The organism is Enterococcus sp. C76, from assembly GCF_040886985.1.
Taxonomy (GTDB): Bacteria; Bacillota; Bacilli; order Lactobacillales; family Enterococcaceae; genus Enterococcus_B; species Enterococcus_B lactis.
Window position 1 is genome coordinate 162,607 of the sequence record NZ_JBFOEY010000002.1, and the last position, 16,872, is coordinate 179,478.

Here is a 16,872-nt window from a genome sequence, read left to right on the forward strand (position 1 = left end):
TAACCTGAGAAATCATACACTACTCTTTCTCAGTTAATATACGCTAAAACAGAAGCTATACAAGAAAATTATGGAACTATATTTCAGAAAAACAAAAAACAGCCAACGGACGAAATGTCCGCTGACTGTTCAATTTGACGGCTCAAGTTTTACTGTTTGAGATGCAAGATACTCAACCAGGCAATGGGCACATAATTAAAGAAAAAACTGATTCTTTGGCAAAATCCTATTTTATTCAGTAATGGCCAAGAATTTATAGAAGGAATTCTTGCCAGACCATAAATCGCCGCAAAAAGCAAACTGATCACAGACAGCCCAAGGTATAAGTGGCTTACGTCCATTTGCCCATTTTTTCGATAGATCAAGAAAAGAAGAACTGGAAACAATAAAAAACCACTATAACCTAAACCTGATCCGATATTATGGACCCATGTCGAGACATTCCACGAAGACTCATGGGTATTGATACTGAACAAACCTGTGAAGATACAATCACCTATACCATAAAAACCGATAGATGCTGTAACTAGGGTAGCTAACACCCGAGATGTACTTGCAAATGCAGCATACAATGCAGGCAATGACAGGATGAAAAAAATCCCTGAAACCACTGACCAAATGAGAAACGCCTTTCTTACAGGACTGGAAACCTCTCCAAATACACTGATCACACTCTTCATTTGATCTAATTCAGGATAATACAATCCTAATACGTACGGAGTCAAAAAATCACTCAACACGCCTAATAGTAAAAAGAAAAAACCAAATTTACGTAAAAAATCCATGATGCGCCTCCAATAACCATTACCTATGCTTTTAATTGTTATTATAAACGACTTTATCTCGATTTAACAGGAACCTCTTTTTACACGTATATCTATATAACTCATTAAAAATTTGAATCGTCTTAAGGTTCATCCCCTAAATATCTAATGTTCAATGTTCATTTAATCCGTCTAATCGGTCTTTCAATTTTATTTTTTCTCCACTTCTTTTACGCGCGCCTAATTCTCCTATTGCAGTAAACAACAGATCACTTGACGAATTTAAGGCAGTTTCCATTGAATCTTGGATAACACCGATAATAAATCCGATACCGACGATTTGCATCGCGACATCATTAGAGATACCAAACAAACTACATGCTAATGGAATCAATAACAGTGAACCGCCCGCAACACCTGAAGCCCCACAAGCAGCTAAAGCAGACAAAATACATAAAAGGACTTTCAAAACAAATGGTGCTTCAATCCCTAAGGAATGTACAGCCGTCAATGACATCACGGAAATGGTAATCGCAGCACCGCCCATATTGATCGTAGCACCTAATGGGATCGATATGGAATAAGACTCTTTCGTCAATTTCAATTTTTCAGCCAGCATCATGTTTATCGGGATATTTGCGGCAGAACTTCGGGTAAAGAAAGCGGGAAGCGCACTTTCTTTCAAACAAAAGAGAATCAATGGATAGGGGTTTTCTTTAATAAACAAAAACGTGAGGAACGGGTACACAACTAATGCGACAAACAGCATCGTGCCGATCAACACAAGTAAAAGCTGCAGATACTCTGCCAATCCAGCGATTCCAGTCGTGGCAATCGATTGATAAACCAATCCTAAAATCCCTATCGGAGCGAATGCAATAATCACTTGTACAACTTGTGATAATGCTACAGATATTTGATCCACCAATTCTTTTGTCGATTCTGAACGTGCTCGAAAAGCTAGACCTAACAACACAGCCCAGAATAAGACACCAAGATAATTCGCATCAATGAGCGATTGAACAGGATTTTGTGTGACATTTGTCAACATCGTAGATAAAACACTTTCCAAATTTTGCGGTGCTTGTTCAGACACTGTTTCTTGTAAAGTAATAGGAACAGTAAAAATTGAACTTATAATCACTGCTACAAGTGCCGAAAGCAATGTTCCTACTAAATATAAGACTAAAATAGGCTTCACAAATGTCTTATTTCCTATTTTATGTTTGGCAATTGAAGCCATCGTCAAGAAAAAAACTAGAAGAGGCGCAATTGCTTTCAAGCAACTGACAAACAACGTACCCAATATTGAAATAAATGTCCACGTGGGGAAAAAGATACCAAACAATATTCCGACTAAAATACCAACAACAATACGTTGAACTAACGACATATCCAAAAACTTCTCTAACAAATGACCACCCTTTCACAATTTTACCAATCATTGTATCATTTTATCTAAAGAAACTAAAGGTGCAATTTTCTAAAAATTCTAATAATACAATTGGCAATTCATGCTCTTGCAACATTCAATGTTAGTATTGGAGGGTTTATTCAATCTCTAAAGAAGTCGAGAGAAAACTATTTATCGTTATTATTAAAGTTATCCAAGTAAAACGTAACTAAGATGAAGGACGAAACTAGAAATTTCATCCTTCATCTTAATTCTTTGACATAACAATCAATTAATATTTTCCACTGAGTCTCTTCTTTCTCTCACTCTCACTGGTTTACTTGCCCATAAACGATTTGATCAAAGCCATTTTTCAATTCATTATTCGCTGTCTCGTTGAAGTAAAGATAATTATCGGGATTCCCTTGATTTTGTTGTGTCACAAATACTTTTGGCTGATTTTGCTGAAACCCGAATAGATAGACGTGCTTTTTCAGATATGGTTCTGTCTCTGCATCGGAATAGACGGCTGTGATTTGATAATCTGCTTGACCTGTCCCGCTTTCTGACCATTCTGCAGAAACAGGCACTCCACCAATAGCCATCTTCCACTCCCCATTCAAAATAGCTTGAGGGACTTTAAGACCATATAAGTCCACACTCATTTGATTCGTATAACTTTTGTATTGTTGTCCCATTGTTTGGCCCCATGTGGTCATAAATGCCTCTAATTGTGCGGCTTTGTCTGCATTCCACAGTGTTTGTTCGACTTGTTCGCTGCTTTCTGAAGAGGAAGATGAAGCCTCTACAGAAGAACTTGAAGTAGATGTTTGAGTTGTTTCAGTCGTTTTGGAAGACTCTGACGAAGTAGAGGTATCTGCTGTTTCTGTACTTGTTGCAGTTGACTTGCTCTCTGTGCTAGTTGTTGTAGTAGTTGCAATTGTTGTTTTCGCTGTTTCTTTTGTTGATTCTTTTCTTGGTTCATTCCCGTTGGTACAACCAGCTAACAAAAAAGCTAGACCCATTGTTAATAAAATCCTTTTTTTCAATTAAAAAACCCCTTTCGATTACTCCCCCACTTCTTTATTCTATCAAATAAGCAATGTGATTTTATTGATTTTTTGTATTTTCTCATCCATCTTTTAAACCATTTAAAAACTAAGAAGCACCCGCTGATGTCTTATAGACAACATCAGCGGGTGCTTCTTTTTATTTTATTTTTAAGACAAAAACTTCGTGTTTTTTTCCTGCTTTTCTCACGCTTTATATTTGTGTTTGAAGAAACATAGACTTTTAGTCATCATCGTCTTCCTCATCCAAATCTTGTCGGACAGTTTTTCCTTGGAGTCTTTGTACTTGGTAGATGATTTCTTTATTGAAACTTAAAAGTTCAACGAGTAATTGTTGCAAGCCATATTTTTCTTCTTTTTCAGCTAACTTGATTGCCCGTGTGATAAAGACATTTTGGAAATCAAAATCTTTTGCAAAGTTTTCCAACATTGTTGAGGCTGGTAAATATTTGTTTTGACCATGTTCGTAAATTTTTCCATAACGCATGACTTCTTCTAAAGTAGACGGAACGATTTCATTCTCAATCACTAACTCATGAGAGATTTTATTGAACCATCTCGCTTCTTGATCAGCATATTCTGAAAAAAGGGTACTTAATTCTTGCGAAGATGTACCCAAAACATACAATTGTGCTTGGATCAATTTCATTTCTTCTAATTTGAAATTTGCTAATACATGCCCCACCATGGCGCCAGCAGTTGGTTTATGATGGTCGATATCTGCTTGTTTTGTTTCTTGAGCAAATTTTTCTTCCACTATATTCATTGATTTACGCCTCTTTTACTTTTGTTGATTGGACTTCATAACCTAATTTTTCCACAACTGCAGCTAATTGTTCAGGGTGGACTTCCTCTGGATCAAAGTTTGCTTTGATTTTGCTCGCATTAAACAAAACTTTCGTATTGCTTACCCCAGGCTGTTGAGAAACCGCATGTTCGATTTTTTGCATACAGCTTGGACAAGCTAGTGTATCTAATTGCATAATCATTTTTTTCATCGTAGTTCTTCCTTCCTTTTTCTTGATAGTCTTATTCTAGATTACAGCTTCCATAAAAAAATTGATTCTTATCAAGTTTTACGATTTTTCTTCTTTGCTTTCGTGACCAAAATACAATAAACGCATCGCGTTAAAGATAACGATCAAGATACTAGCTTCGTGAACGAACATCCCACTAGCCATGTAAATAAACCCGGCAAATAAGCCGATGAGTAAAAATAAGACGACACCAATGGCAATCACTACATTTTCACGGGTATTCAAAACAGTTTTCTTAGCCAAACGGTAGGCATGAACCAACGATCCAAAACTAGATTGCATCAAGACAACGTCACTCGTTTCGATAGCGACATCCGTTCCTGATCCCATAGCAATCCCGATATCAGCCGCAGCCAAAGAGGGAGAATCATTGATTCCATCTCCAATGAAAGCAACTCGCAATCCTTGTTCTTGGTATTTTTTCACAAATTGAACCTTTTCATCTGGTAATAATTCAGCATGGACTTCATCAATGCCTAACATATCAGCTATATAATCAGCAGTCATCTGATTATCACCTGTCAGCATCACTAAATGTTTTGCTCCTGCTTGTTTCAACATAGCTAATTGTTCAGCGACTTCTGGTCGAATCACATCTGACACACCAATGATTTGAGTGATTTTTTTGTCGATTACTACAATAATGACCGAGCTGCCTCTTTGTTGTAATTGATGTAAATCTTGTACTTGCTTTGGTGTGAGAGAAAGTTTGTGAGCGGCAATCAATTTGGTGTTGCCCGCACAAACTGTATGACCATCAATCTCAGCTGTGATTCCTTGTCCCTTGATCGTCTGATTATCTTTGACTGCTAATTGTTGAAAATCAATGTCTTTCTCCTGAGCATAATGGATCACGGCGTGCCCCAGAGGATGATCGGATAACGTTTCTAATCGAGCCACTAAAGCTAAGCTGTCCCCTTCATCCTCTGTATAGTTCTTGATAGTGGATACAGCAGTAGTTCCTTTGGTCAATGTACCGGTTTTATCAAAGACAAAAGTATCGATTTTGGAAAAAGTATCCATTGCTTCACCGCCTTTTACTAAGATGCCCCGTTTCGCTCCATTACCGATTCCTGCTACATTCGAAACAGGCGCACCAATGACTAAAGCGCCAGGACAACCAAGAACCAAAACAGTGATGGCTAAACGAAAATCACGACTGATCAGACCAACAAGCAACGCAATAAGTAAAACGGTTGGAGTATAATACTGAGAAAAACGATCAATGAATTTTTCCGCATGTGATTTGGTATCTTGTGCTTCTTCGACTAATTCGATAATTTTGGCAAAGGTCGTATCATCTCCGACCTTAGTTGCTTCGATCGTCACGTAGCCATCTACTAAAATCGTTCCAGAAAATACGTCATCTCCACTGATTTTGACGACTTGTCGTGATTCACCCGTCACTGCGGCTTCATCCGCATACCCTTTCCCGTCAATGACTCGACCGTCCACAGGAATAGCTCCACCAGTTTTTACTAAGACGATATCGCCTTCTTCCACGTCATCGATTTCCACTTCTTCGGTCGTTCCATCTTCTTGGACAACGCTAGCAGTCGATGGGGCCATCTCGGTCAAAGCCTTGATTGATTCCCGCGTTTTGGTCAATGTTTTTTGTTCCAGATAGCTACCAAACAAAAACAAGAATGTAACGATAGCTGACTCCTTGTATTCTCCGATCATAAAGGCACCAAGCACAGCAATAGTAACGAGTAAATCAATTGAGATAACTTTGACTTTTACTGCCTGATACGCATGGATCATAATAGGTATGACCGCAATAATAGAAGCTATGGCTAGAGCAGTGTTATAGAACAAGACAAATCCAGTAAATTTTCCGATAAAACCAAAAATAATCAACACAGCTGATAAGGCGGTGATATGATTTCGATGCTCTTGGATCCACTTTTGAAATTTCATCTTTCTCCCTCTTTTCCTTTTCGTTCTTACGAGACTAAGTATAGATACTTATCCATCATAAAAAATTGATCACTATCAAGTTTAGTCAAAAAGGCGGTTTTCTTTTGGTATACTGAATTCCTACAGTCATTAAACGATCATATAGAAAAAGGAAGCGCCGAAACGCTTCCTTAGGTAGTTCTATTTTTTTATTCAAAGATAAGATGCTTTGTCATCTTACGACTGAAGAACAACAATCAAAAAAGGGCAGCAGCCACTCATTCACAAGAAATATCGTTTTTTGATATGGGAATTGAAGCAGTGGACAAATATCTCTACTTATTAGCTGGGAATAAGATCCAAAAAAGCTTAATGGATTTTATCCAAGAATTGGAATGTACTTTCCACAAAAAATTCACTCATTCCATTCTTTTAAAACTTTTGATTCATACAGCGTGTCTAATTGAGCGTACATTGATAAACGGTCATGAACTTAAAATTATATCAGAAGATGACACAAGACCTTCTCATGAAACAATTTTTCATGTAAAAAAGCCTTCAAAAATATTGAAACAGAATTTAGGATCACTGTTTCTTATGATGAATGTTTCTTTATCTATGATATTATCGCATCTAAATAATCTTTTTTTATGTAAACTAGTATTTTTTAACTTATTGTTTAAGAGTGATAATATTCCATCCTAACAATTAAAGGGAGACAATTAAAAGTTTGTCTCCCTTTTTGCTGATTAAATTGTTTTCTATAAACAAATCGAATAACTGTTTCATTGAACTATCTACCTCATAACAAAGATTCATCTATAGAAAAAACCACTTAATAGATCAGCGCGCTAAAAGCTTCATATGGGAGTAAATTGTTAGTAACTTTCTTTTTGTAATTTTGGATCAAGACTTGTTTGACACGATACTTACCGATTGGAAAAGTAGTCTTTTGATCAGAAAAATTAACTACAACTAGTATTTTTTGGTTTTTTAAACTGCGTAGATATGCTAAAACATTCGGTTCCTCTGTCTCAATGACTTGATATTTCCCATAGACAATCACAGGTAATTCTTTGCGCAATTCGATCAGTTTTTGATACGTATAAAACAAGGAATCTTGAGCAGCTAATGCTGCTTCTACATTGATCTCTTCTGTATTCCCCACTGGCAACCAAGGAGTGCCTTCCGTAAAGCCACCATTTTTGTGATTGTTCCATTGCATCGGATGGCGAGCATTATCTCGCCCCTTCGAGTTGATTGATTGGATCAACTCTTCCTTCGAATAGCCTTTTTTTATACGTTCTGCATACATTCTTTGGCTTTCAATATCATCTACCTCATCAATACTCTTTACTGGATAATTGATCATGCCGATCTCTTCTCCTTGATAGATATAAGGAGTACCTTGCATAAAATGGAGGTATATCGCTAGCATTTTTCCACTGATTGTTCGATATTCTTGATCGTCCCCCCAGCGAGAAATGATTCGTGGGAGATCATGATTATTCCAAAATAAAGAATTCCAACCACAACCACCTAATTCAATCTGCCATTTAGAAAAAGTCCGATGTAATTCCTGTGGATCTAAATCCTTTAGATCCCATTTTCGCTTGCCATTCTGTTTGTCTAGATTAATATGCTCGAATTGAAAGACCATTGATAATTCTTTGCGTTCTTCTTTTGAATACAGCTGCGCAATCTTGGGCGTTGCCCCCCAAGTCTCTCCCACTGTCACTACATCATAATGACCAAATGTTTTTTGGTACATTTCTTGCAATAAATCATGTAAAAGAGGACCATTTTTAGTAATAGATTGTTCCGGCTGTTTTCCAATCAGATCAATGACATCTAATCGAAATCCGCCAATCCCTTTCTCAAGCCAAAAATTCATCATGTCATAGATTGCTTGTCTCATCTTTGGATTTTGCCAATTCAAATCCGGCTGCTTTTTCGAATGCAAGTGCAGATAATATTGATTCACTTCGGGCACATAGGTCCATGCTGAACCGCCGAAGTTCGACTCTAATCCATTCGGTTCTTTACGCCAAACATAATAGTCGTGATAGGGACTGGTAACACTTTTTTTTGCCGATTGAAATCATGGATGTCTGTCTGACGTATGATTGATAACAAGATCCATGATGACTCTTATTCCCCTTTGTCGTGCTTCTTTTATCAGTAAATCCATATCTGCCATCGTTCCATATTCTGCGCCTATTTTTCTGTAGTCACTGATATCATAGCCATTATCATCATTAGGTGATTCATAAACCGGGCTTAACCATATCGCATTGATTCCCAGGTTTTCTAGATAATCTAATCTTGAAAGAATACCAGGAATATCTCCAATGCCATCTCCATTTGTATCTTGAAAACTTCGAGGATAGATTTGATAGATTACTGCACTTTTCCACCATTTATTTTTCATCTGTTTCACTCACTATCAGAATATCTTCACCACTTTTGACCGTGTTTTTTTCAAGAATTTTTACATTAGCATATGCAGAGGAATTAGTGACAATTTCCATAATTGTATCGTCGTACCCTTCTTCTTTAAGCAATTTACGATCAAATGTACCGAGAATATCCCCTTTTTTCACTAATTCACCATATTGTCGCTGTGTCGTGAATCCGGCCCCTTTTAGATTCACTGTATCGATACCGATATGGATCAGTACTTCCGCTCCTTTCTCTGTTTTCAAGCCATATGCATGTTTAGATTCGTGGACAACTGTCAATATACCATCTGCTGGAGCATGGACTACCCCGTCATCTGGTTTGACTGCTATACCTCTTCCCATCATTTCAGTGGAAAAAACTGGATCTTTTACCTTCGTTAAAGGGAGAATCTTCCCGCTGACTGATGCAGCTAAAATTTCATCTTGCGGTTTCCTAGTCGTTTTAGGAGCTGAACTGATTGACTCAGCTGCTTCTGTTCCTTTTGATTCACCATCTGCTAGCAGTGCCATATGTTTTTTTCCATAGAAGTAAGTGCTTAAAAAACCGATCACTATACTGATAACAATTCCGATCATGAATGAAGGAATCGAACGAGGTGCAATGGAAATAAAGCCAATGACGCTTGCCGGTCCCATCGCAACTGCTAATACGTGGAACAAGCCGATAAAGAATGAAGCAATTCCTGCAGCAATCATTCCACAAATAAACGGAAATTTCAGTTTCAAATTCACACCGAATATCGCTGGCTCAGTAATCCCCAACATAGCGGAAACACCTGCAGTGGTAGCTAGACTCTTTTGCTTTTTATTTTTTGTCAGCAGCATAATCGCCAAAGCAGCCGCTCCTTGCGCTACATTTGCCATTGAGGCAACTGGAAAGATAAAAGAGCCACCCGTTCTGGCAACATCTGCTAGTAAAGTAGTCTCGATTGCTGGAAAGCTTTGATGTAATCCGGTAATGACTATCGGCGAATAGAAGAAACCAAAGACACCTAAGCCGAAAGCTCCAGTAGTACTGTATAACCAGCTTAATCCATCAGCTAAGCCGTCTCCGACAGTACGCATCACCGGCCCTACTACTGTAAAAGTTAAAAAACCAGTAATAATAATAGCTAGCATTGGAGTAAATGTGTAGTCGAAAGCATTAGCCAACCGTTTATGGAAGAATTTTTCTAAAGTAGCTAAAATCCAAGAAACTGCAAGGACTGGAAGAACAGATCCTTGATAACCGGCTTGTGCCACATTCATTCCAAAAATATTCCAATAAGGCATCGATCCTTCTGCAATAGCATTCGTCACACTGTATCCATTCACTAAATCCGGCATGACCATCGCCATCCCCATTGCTGCTCCAAGATACGGATTGCCTCCAAAACGTCGAGTTGCTGAAAAACCTACCAAAATCGGCAAAAAAGCAAACGGCGCTGAAGCAAGTAAATTAATGATGCCAGCAAAATCTTTCACTGATGGATACAACTCAACCACTGACTGAGGACCAAACAAATCCTGTGCCGTCAAAACATTATTCAGAGCCATCAACAGTCCACCCGCAACCAATGCAGGGACAATCGGAACGAAGATATCTGACAACACCTTGATAAAGGCCATGACAGGATTATTCTTCTTATTCGATGCTACCGCTTTCAAATCGTCGGTTGAAGCTTCCTTTACGCCGGTGATCTTAACGAATTCATCATATACGTTATTCACATCACCTGCTCCGATAATGATCTGAAATTGATCATTTGCTTCAAAAGTTCCTTTCACACTTTCATTATCATCCAGAGCCTTCTGGTCTACTTTGTCTGAATCTTTTAAGACAAGCCGTAAACGTGTTGCACAATGCGCAGCTGCTTGTACATTGTCTTCTCCAAGCGCTTTGCTGATTTCTTCAGCTACTTTTTTGTAATCCATTTCATTTCCTCCTAATCCAAAATTATTGAAGCAGTAACTATAAATTTTTCTTAAGCACAATATGCCATGATTTAAAACAATTGTCAATCGATTATCAAATTTTAAATAAAATAATTTTTTATATATAAAAAAATAGCTTTTATAAGCCATTTAATTTTGATATTCGTTTGACATTTTACCAGAAAAAATATATTATAATTCCAAGAATACGTTTACAAGGAGTTTGTCATGAAACTTAAAGAAAATTGGTCACGAACGGATCGTTATCGTCCATATAAAGAATGGTCTGAAGAACATTTGCATTCCTTAGAGAAGAAAATCAATTCTTCCCATTGGCGCTTAGGCTACCATATACAACCAGTTACTGGTTTATTGAACGATCCGAATGGTTTTTCCTATTTCGACGGGAAATGGCAGCTATTTTATCAAGCATATCCGATGGGGTCTGTTCATGGTCTGAAATCTTGGTACCATCTCTCCTCAGTTAATCTGATAGATTGGAAAAACGATGGCCTCAAACTGATTCCGGATAATTCATTTGACAGTCACGGTGTGTACTCAGGTTCAGCTTTGCCGATTGATAATCAACTGTTCCTTGCATATACCGGAAATGTGCGTGATTCGAATTGGGGACGTCATTCCTTTCAGTTAGGGGCATGGATGGACAAAAATGGTAATATCACTAAGATACCGACTCCTTTGATCAGCTCCCCACCTCCGGGATATACACAAGAAATCCGTGATCCTCAGCTGATTGCTTATGATGACGGTTACTTGCTCATTGTCGGAGCACAAACTGAACAAAAACAAGGAAGAATCCTAACTTATTACAGTAAAGATCTTCAAAATTGGCAGTTTTTAGGAACTTTGGGTTTTACAGAGGAAGAAATGGGTTTTATGATCGAGTGTCCAAATCTATTATTTGTGAACGGCAAATCACTACTGGTCTTCTGCCCACAAGGTTTATCTCACGAGATCCACTCATACAGTAATATTTATCCGAATACTTACGTGATCGGTCAAACATTTGATTTTGAAAAAAATGAGCTTTCCGACCCTACTCACATAAAAAATATAGATGAAGGATTTGACATTTACGCGACGCATTGTTTCAGTGATGAAAATGGACGAACCTTGGCAATCAGTTGGATTGGGTTGCCTGAAATCAGCTATCCAACTGACGAAGAAGGATGGGCACACTGCTTGAGCATCGTAAAAGAACTTACTATTGAAAAAGAGCAGCTCTATCAACGACCGGTGAAAGAAACAGCGCAGTTGCGAAAAGGAAAACCTTATCACTTTAGCGGTTTGGAAACCACTATTGACGCGGAAATAAATCAATATGAACTCCAGTTAGAATTCGATTACTCACAGAAAGGTACTATTTTATTGTTTGCAGATGAACAACAAAAACACGGTTTAACACTATCCTTTGATATGATACATGGTAAAATGAGTATGGATCGCAGCCATGCCGGCAAATCTTTCGCTGAAAATTTTGGAACTGTACGTGAATTCTCAATTGAAAAGAAACCGCTGAAATTACAAATATTTGTTGATCGTTCCGTTGTAGAGGTGTTTGTAAATGATGGACAGCAAACAGCGACTGCCCGTGTCTTTCCGACAGATGATCAAACGGGCTTGTATATAAAAAGTGACAGGGAATTTAAAGGGAAATTATGGCATCTGCGGAATATGAACAAATAAAGGATGAAGAAAATGGCTGTTAAATTGACAGATGTGGCAAAAAAAGCAGGAGTCTCTCCTACTACTGTCTCGAGAGTGATAAATAATTATGGTTCTTTAAGTCAAAAAACAATCGATAAAGTGAATCAAGCAATGAAAGAACTCAATTATCAGCCGAATTCGTTAGCCCGTTCACTTCAAGGAAAAAACACCCAATTGATCGGCTTGATTTTCCCAACAGTCGCCAATCCGTTTTTTGGCGAATTAGTCGAACAGTTGGAAAGTAAATTATTTGATTTAGGCTATCGTTCGATCTTATGTGACAGTGCTAATAATAAAGAAAAAGAACGAAATTATCTCAACATGTTAGCAGCAAATAAAGTGGACGGCATCATCGCCGGCGCTCATAATCTCGGGATACAGGAGTACGAAAATATTGAGTTGCCAATCGTCTCTTTTGACCGCTATCTGGCAGACGGAACACCAATCGTCAGCAGTGATAATTTCCGAGGCGGTTATCTCGCGACAGAAAATCTCTATCTAAAAGGAGCTCGTAAAATCGCTATTTTGACGGGCTCGCAAGAATCCAACTCCCCCACAAATGACCGAATGAACGGCTATTTGAAATTTATGGATGAGCAGCAGCTAGAACCACAGATTTTTCAATTCCATTCAACTGCTCGTTCCACTGCTTTAAAAAATTTAGAAATCAAACGGATTTTGCAAAATGAAGAGATTGACAGTATTTTTTGCACAGATGATCTTACAGCTGTATTGGCATACAATCTGTGTCAAGAGCTCGATATCCGCATCCCTGAGCAATTGAAAATCATTGGATATGACGGAACAAAATTTATCCAGAATTATTTTCCGCATCTGTCTACTATCGCTCAACCAATAACGGATATTGCCGACATCCTTGTAGACTTGCTACTGCAAAGAATCCAAGATGCTGAAAAACCACTGGAATCACATTACGTTTTACCAGTAAAGCTGATTCAAGGTAAAACGACTTAACTGCAAAGGAGCAAATGTTTTATGTTATATGGAGCAATTGAAGCTGGCGGAACAAAATTTGTCTGCGCAGTAGGTACGAAAGATTTAGAAGTAATTGAAAGAATACAAATCCCTACAACCACGCCGATAGAAACGATGAATAACGTTATTGATTTCTTCAAAAAACACCAAGAACAACTGGCAGCGATTGGAATAGGTTCTTTTGGACCGATTGATATTCATCCCAATTCAGCAACATACGGATATATCACCTCTACGCCAAAAAAAGCTTGGCAGAATTTTGATTTTATCGGTTATTTAAATAAAAATTTAAAAGAACTACCGATTGTCTTTACCACCGATGTCAATGCAGCTGCTTACGGAGAATATGTCGCGGGGAATGGAAAAGGGCGTTCCACTATTGTTTACTATACGATTGGAACAGGTATTGGTGGCGGTGCCTTGCAAAATGGCACTTTTGTAGAAGGTTTCAGCCACCCTGAAATGGGACATATGCTTGTGCGCCGACACCCTGTGGATACCTTTAAAGGTGTTTGTCCTTATCATAGCGATTGCCTGGAAGGAATGGCTTCTGGACCTGCAATCGAACAAAGAACAGGCATGAAAGGTCAAGAGTTGTCTGTCGCTGATCCTTCTTGGGAATTAGAAGCTTATTACATCGCTCAATGTGTCTATAACACAACTCTTCTATTTTCACCTGATGTCATCATCTTTGGCGGAGGCGTAATGAAACAAGCACATCTGAGAGAACGAGTCCAAGAAGCTTTGGTTGGTTTGATGAATCACTATGTAGACTACCCAGCATTCGAAAACTATGTATTACCTCCAAAATTAGGAGATGATGCTGGAATCATTGGGTGTTTAGCTTTAGCATTAGAAAAATCAGAAAAAGATATCTTCTAATAAAATAAGCACGTTGTCACAACAATCTCATCAATAAAAAGACGAAGAATCCACTTGACGCGATTTCTTCGTCTTTTTATTTACTATTAACTTATGTTCTACAATCGGCCTTTCAACCCGATATCCTCGCCTATTTTTCTTGCCCTTAACTCTCTGTTTCCTGTACTTAACAGAGTAGAGGTGTCGTGGAATTCTTTTGTTAACTTCAAATTATGATCTTCTACAAGTTCCTACAATCTAATCTTGGTTGTTTTTTTATTCAACTTGCAACGCTAGCAAGTTCCAGTTGATTATCTTTTCCAATTAATTTTTGTGATATTTAAACTTCGCCTTGACAGCTTTTCTAAATATAGAAAAGAACATTTCCTTATGTCTATTATGCAACAGCTCAATTTATTTAATGTATGTTAATGATTTTGTGGAATGTCTCCTTAGACATGCTATTTCTACTATTTAATGATCAATCACTTGACCTACTAGTAAGTAGAGAGCATGCCCGAACTCATTACAAAAATATCATTTATTTATGATACGGCGCCCCCGCATTAATCCGGAAGGCACGGTAGATTTGCTCGACGAGGATCAGACGCATCAATTGATGTGGATACGTCATTTTGCCAAAAGAGATCTGAGCATTGCTTCTTTTCATGACGGCTTCGCTGAGTCCTAAAGAGCCGCCGATAACAAAAACAAGGTGGCTTTTTCCTTGGATACCTAATTGGTCGATTTGTTTAGCAAAAGATTCGCTTGTGGGATTTTTCCCTTCAATTGCTAAGGCATAGACGTATTCTTGTTCTTTGATTTTCGCTAAGATCCGTTCTCCTTCTTTTTCTTTTACTTGTCTCATTTGCGCTTCGCTCAAATTCTCCGGGGCTTTTTCGTCAGGAACTTCGATCAATTCGATTTTTGCATAGGCATTCAGCCGTTTGACATACTCATTGATACCTTGGATCAAGTATTTTTCTTTTAATTTTCCTACTGAAATAATTTTGATATTCATGTTTTCTCTCCTTTGATCTTCACGCTCACTTTGTTTATTATAATCAATTTTTTCGTCTATATGTTTATTTTGGCTATTTTTGTTAAAAAGATTTCCCCAATAGTTATGCACAACATCCACAGGTTTATCCACAGAAAACAGTGTTATTTTACCTTATTTCATCACATTTATTAGGCAAACATACGTTTTATAAGAATTTATCCACTTTATGCACAGGCTGTGGATATGTTTTATCCCTTATTTTTCCAATTCTATCCGCGTAGTTTTACACAGTATCTGTGGAAAAAGAAAATCAAATATTTTCATCTGAAAACAATGATTTTTCCTAAAGTTTTTCATAAAAAGTTCACAGTCTCAAAGTAGACTAAAGTCAACAAATAAGACTATACTAAAAGTAGATAAATGAATGTAATTGGAGGAGGAACACATGGATAGAAAAAATGTGACACCAAAGATGAAAAAAAATAAAAATAATAGCCTCTGGCGTAAGTTGGGTCTGGGGCTTGTTGGAGGGATCGTTGGAGGACTACTGACAGCTGGCATTTTTTATGCAGCGATGGGCACTGGCAACAATAGTTCTACTGCTACAAGCGGCAATCAAAATTCAGCCGGTGAAACAGTTGTCGAAAATGTCAAAGTCAATGTAGATTCTGATATCACCAAAGCGGTAGATAAAGTTCAAGACGCTGTCGTTTCTGTTATCAACTTACAAAGTCAAAATCAATCAAGCGGTTTTGGCGGATTATTCGGGCAGCAAGAAGAAAGTAGCAGCTCAGATGATAGTAATTTGGAAGCTTATAGTGAAGGAAGCGGCGTGATCTACAAAAAAGACGGGAATACTGCTTATGTAGTCACAAACAACCACGTAGTAGATGGACAGCAAGGTTTGGAAGTCATGATGAAAGACGGGACGAAAGTAAAAGCTGAATTAGTTGGAACAGATGCTTATTCAGATTTAGCGGTGTTGAAGATCAATTCAGATAAAGTCGAAACGGTTGCCTCTTTTGGTGACTCAAGCGCTCTGAAGGTTGGTGAACCTGCGATTGCGATTGGTTCCCCATTAGGATCTGAATATGCGAATTCTGTCACTTCAGGAATCATTTCTTCTTTGAATCGACAAGTAACAAGTACGAATGAATCGAACGAAACAGTCAATATCAATGCGATCCAAACAGATGCAGCGATCAACCCGGGAAATTCTGGTGGTCCTTTAGTGAATATCGAAGGACAAGTTATCGGTATCAACTCAAGTAAGATCGCAAGTACTTCTGAATCGACTTCTAATGTAAGCGTAGAAGGAATGGGATTTGCTATTCCAAGTAACGATGTAGTGAATATCATCAATCAACTGGAAAAAGACGGAAAAGTGACACGTCCAGCTCTAGGTATCACAATGGTCGACTTATCTGCCGTTTCTACTCAGCAACAAGAACAAATCTTGAAGATTCCTTCATCTGTAACTAACGGTGTCATCGTGACAAATGTCCAAACAGCTACACCGGCTGAAAAAGCTGGATTGAAACAATATGATGTCATTACTAAGATCGATGACAAAGAAGTTTCTTCTGGCGTAGAACTTCAATCTGCTTTGTATAAGAAAAAAGTGGGAGATTCTGTCAAAATCACTTACTATGAAGGCTCGAAAGAAAAAACAACTACTGTTGAATTGACGATCGATCAATCGGCATTAAAACAAAATCAAAATAGTGAAAATTAATAAAAAAAGA

Annotated in this window: 13 protein-coding genes and 1 pseudogene; 5 read left to right on the top strand and 9 right to left on the bottom strand. The window is 38.0% G+C overall.

From position 1 onward, the window contains the following. Window positions 1-149: 149 nt before the first annotated feature. From AB3I00_RS03250 to AB3I00_RS03275, 6 genes are all read right to left on the bottom strand, one after another. A complete protein-coding gene (locus AB3I00_RS03250; RefSeq protein WP_002342774.1) occupies window positions 150-785 on the bottom strand; it encodes a DUF998 domain-containing protein in 636 nt (211 codons plus the stop codon). A gap of 151 nt (window positions 786-936) precedes the next feature. Continuing rightward, on the bottom strand, window positions 937-2,157 hold the full coding sequence (gene sstT, locus AB3I00_RS03255; protein WP_025477501.1) for a serine/threonine transporter SstT: 1,221 nt from the start codon (window positions 2,155-2,157) through the stop codon (window positions 937-939). 329 nt (window positions 2,158-2,486) lie between these two features. Continuing rightward, window positions 2,487-3,206, bottom strand: coding sequence for a DUF4767 domain-containing protein (locus tag AB3I00_RS03260; RefSeq protein ID WP_368024768.1), 720 nt, complete (start codon window positions 3,204-3,206; stop codon window positions 2,487-2,489). Window positions 3,207-3,450: 244 nt separating this feature from the next. Beyond that, window positions 3,451-3,993, bottom strand: coding sequence for a ferritin-like domain-containing protein (locus AB3I00_RS03265; RefSeq protein ID WP_002312676.1), 543 nt, complete (start codon window positions 3,991-3,993; stop codon window positions 3,451-3,453). A 4-nt stretch (window positions 3,994-3,997) separates the two neighbouring features. After that, complete coding sequence (locus tag AB3I00_RS03270; RefSeq protein ID WP_002329681.1) at window positions 3,998-4,225, bottom strand: heavy-metal-associated domain-containing protein; 228 nt, start codon at window positions 4,223-4,225, stop codon at window positions 3,998-4,000. Window positions 4,226-4,303: 78 nt separating this feature from the next. Further along, window positions 4,304-6,184, bottom strand: a complete 1,881-nt coding sequence (locus tag AB3I00_RS03275) for a heavy metal translocating P-type ATPase (RefSeq protein WP_368024769.1) — start codon at window positions 6,182-6,184, stop codon at window positions 4,304-4,306. Between the two features lie 351 nt (window positions 6,185-6,535). Here AB3I00_RS03275 and AB3I00_RS03280 point away from each other — a divergent pair, with 351 nt between their 5' ends. Then, entirely contained in the window at window positions 6,536-6,868 is a 333-nt protein-coding gene (locus AB3I00_RS03280; RefSeq protein ID WP_368024818.1) for a PRD domain-containing protein, read from the top strand. A 130-nt stretch (window positions 6,869-6,998) separates the two neighbouring features. Here the strand turns inward: AB3I00_RS03280 and AB3I00_RS03285 are convergent. Together AB3I00_RS03285 and AB3I00_RS03290 are read right to left on the bottom strand one after the other, a co-directional pair. Further along, window positions 6,999-8,594: pseudogene (locus AB3I00_RS03285) on the bottom strand (alpha-glucosidase). Beyond that, window positions 8,584-10,539 (bottom strand): sucrose-specific PTS transporter subunit IIBC, encoded by a 1,956-nt coding sequence (locus AB3I00_RS03290; RefSeq protein ID WP_368024770.1) that lies wholly within the window; start codon window positions 10,537-10,539, stop codon window positions 8,584-8,586. The pseudogene AB3I00_RS03285 and the gene AB3I00_RS03290 overlap by 11 nt, the downstream one beginning before the upstream one ends. A 228-nt stretch (window positions 10,540-10,767) precedes the next feature. Here AB3I00_RS03290 and AB3I00_RS03295 point away from each other — a divergent pair, with 228 nt between their 5' ends. From AB3I00_RS03295 to AB3I00_RS03305, 3 genes are read left to right on the top strand one after another with little or no spacing between them, the layout of a single operon-like run. Beyond that, window positions 10,768-12,246, top strand: coding sequence for a sucrose-6-phosphate hydrolase (locus AB3I00_RS03295; protein ID WP_368024771.1), 1,479 nt, complete (start codon window positions 10,768-10,770; stop codon window positions 12,244-12,246). A 12-nt stretch (window positions 12,247-12,258) separates the two neighbouring features. After that, window positions 12,259-13,242 carry a LacI family DNA-binding transcriptional regulator gene (locus AB3I00_RS03300; RefSeq protein WP_002310605.1) on the top strand — a complete coding sequence of 328 codons (984 nt, stop codon included), beginning with the start codon at window positions 12,259-12,261 and terminating at the stop codon, window positions 13,240-13,242. 21 nt (window positions 13,243-13,263) lie between these two features. Next, window positions 13,264-14,145, top strand: a complete 882-nt coding sequence (locus AB3I00_RS03305) for an ROK family protein (RefSeq protein WP_002292294.1) — start codon at window positions 13,264-13,266, stop codon at window positions 14,143-14,145. A 520-nt stretch (window positions 14,146-14,665) separates the two neighbouring features. Here the strand turns inward: AB3I00_RS03305 and rlmH are convergent. After that, a complete protein-coding gene (gene rlmH, locus AB3I00_RS03310; RefSeq protein ID WP_002287841.1) occupies window positions 14,666-15,145 on the bottom strand; it encodes a 23S rRNA (pseudouridine(1915)-N(3))-methyltransferase RlmH in 480 nt (159 codons plus the stop codon). A 427-nt stretch (window positions 15,146-15,572) separates the two neighbouring features. Here rlmH and AB3I00_RS03315 point away from each other — a divergent pair, with 427 nt between their 5' ends. Further along, window positions 15,573-16,862, top strand: a complete 1,290-nt coding sequence (locus tag AB3I00_RS03315) for a S1C family serine protease (protein ID WP_002290101.1) — start codon at window positions 15,573-15,575, stop codon at window positions 16,860-16,862. Window positions 16,863-16,872: the final 10 nt, after the last annotated feature.

What these genes read in the sequence shown, in the direction of transcription:
- AB3I00_RS03250 (WP_002342774.1), bottom strand. Translation starts at nt 785, where the DNA reads ATGGATTTTTTACGTAAATTTGGTTTTTTCTTTTTACTATTAGGCGTG.
- sstT (WP_025477501.1), bottom strand. Translation starts at nt 2,157, where the DNA reads ATGTCGTTAGTTCAACGTATTGTTGTTGGTATTTTAGTCGGAATATTG.
- AB3I00_RS03265 (WP_002312676.1), bottom strand. Translation starts at nt 3,993, where the DNA reads ATGAATATAGTGGAAGAAAAATTTGCTCAAGAAACAAAACAAGCAGAT.
- AB3I00_RS03270 (WP_002329681.1), bottom strand. Translation starts at nt 4,225, where the DNA reads ATGAAAAAAATGATTATGCAATTAGATACACTAGCTTGTCCAAGCTGT.
- AB3I00_RS03275 (WP_368024769.1), bottom strand. Translation starts at nt 6,184, where the DNA reads ATGAAATTTCAAAAGTGGATCCAAGAGCATCGAAATCATATCACCGCC.
- AB3I00_RS03280 (WP_368024818.1), top strand. Translation starts at nt 6,536, where the DNA reads ATGGATTTTATCCAAGAATTGGAATGTACTTTCCACAAAAAATTCACT.
- AB3I00_RS03290 (WP_368024770.1), bottom strand. Translation starts at nt 10,539, where the DNA reads ATGGATTACAAAAAAGTAGCTGAAGAAATCAGCAAAGCGCTTGGAGAA.
- AB3I00_RS03295 (WP_368024771.1), top strand. Translation starts at nt 10,768, where the DNA reads ATGAAACTTAAAGAAAATTGGTCACGAACGGATCGTTATCGTCCATAT.
- AB3I00_RS03300 (WP_002310605.1), top strand. Translation starts at nt 12,259, where the DNA reads ATGGCTGTTAAATTGACAGATGTGGCAAAAAAAGCAGGAGTCTCTCCT.
- AB3I00_RS03305 (WP_002292294.1), top strand. Translation starts at nt 13,264, where the DNA reads ATGTTATATGGAGCAATTGAAGCTGGCGGAACAAAATTTGTCTGCGCA.
- rlmH (WP_002287841.1), bottom strand. Translation starts at nt 15,145, where the DNA reads ATGAATATCAAAATTATTTCAGTAGGAAAATTAAAAGAAAAATACTTG.
- AB3I00_RS03315 (WP_002290101.1), top strand. Translation starts at nt 15,573, where the DNA reads ATGGATAGAAAAAATGTGACACCAAAGATGAAAAAAAATAAAAATAAT.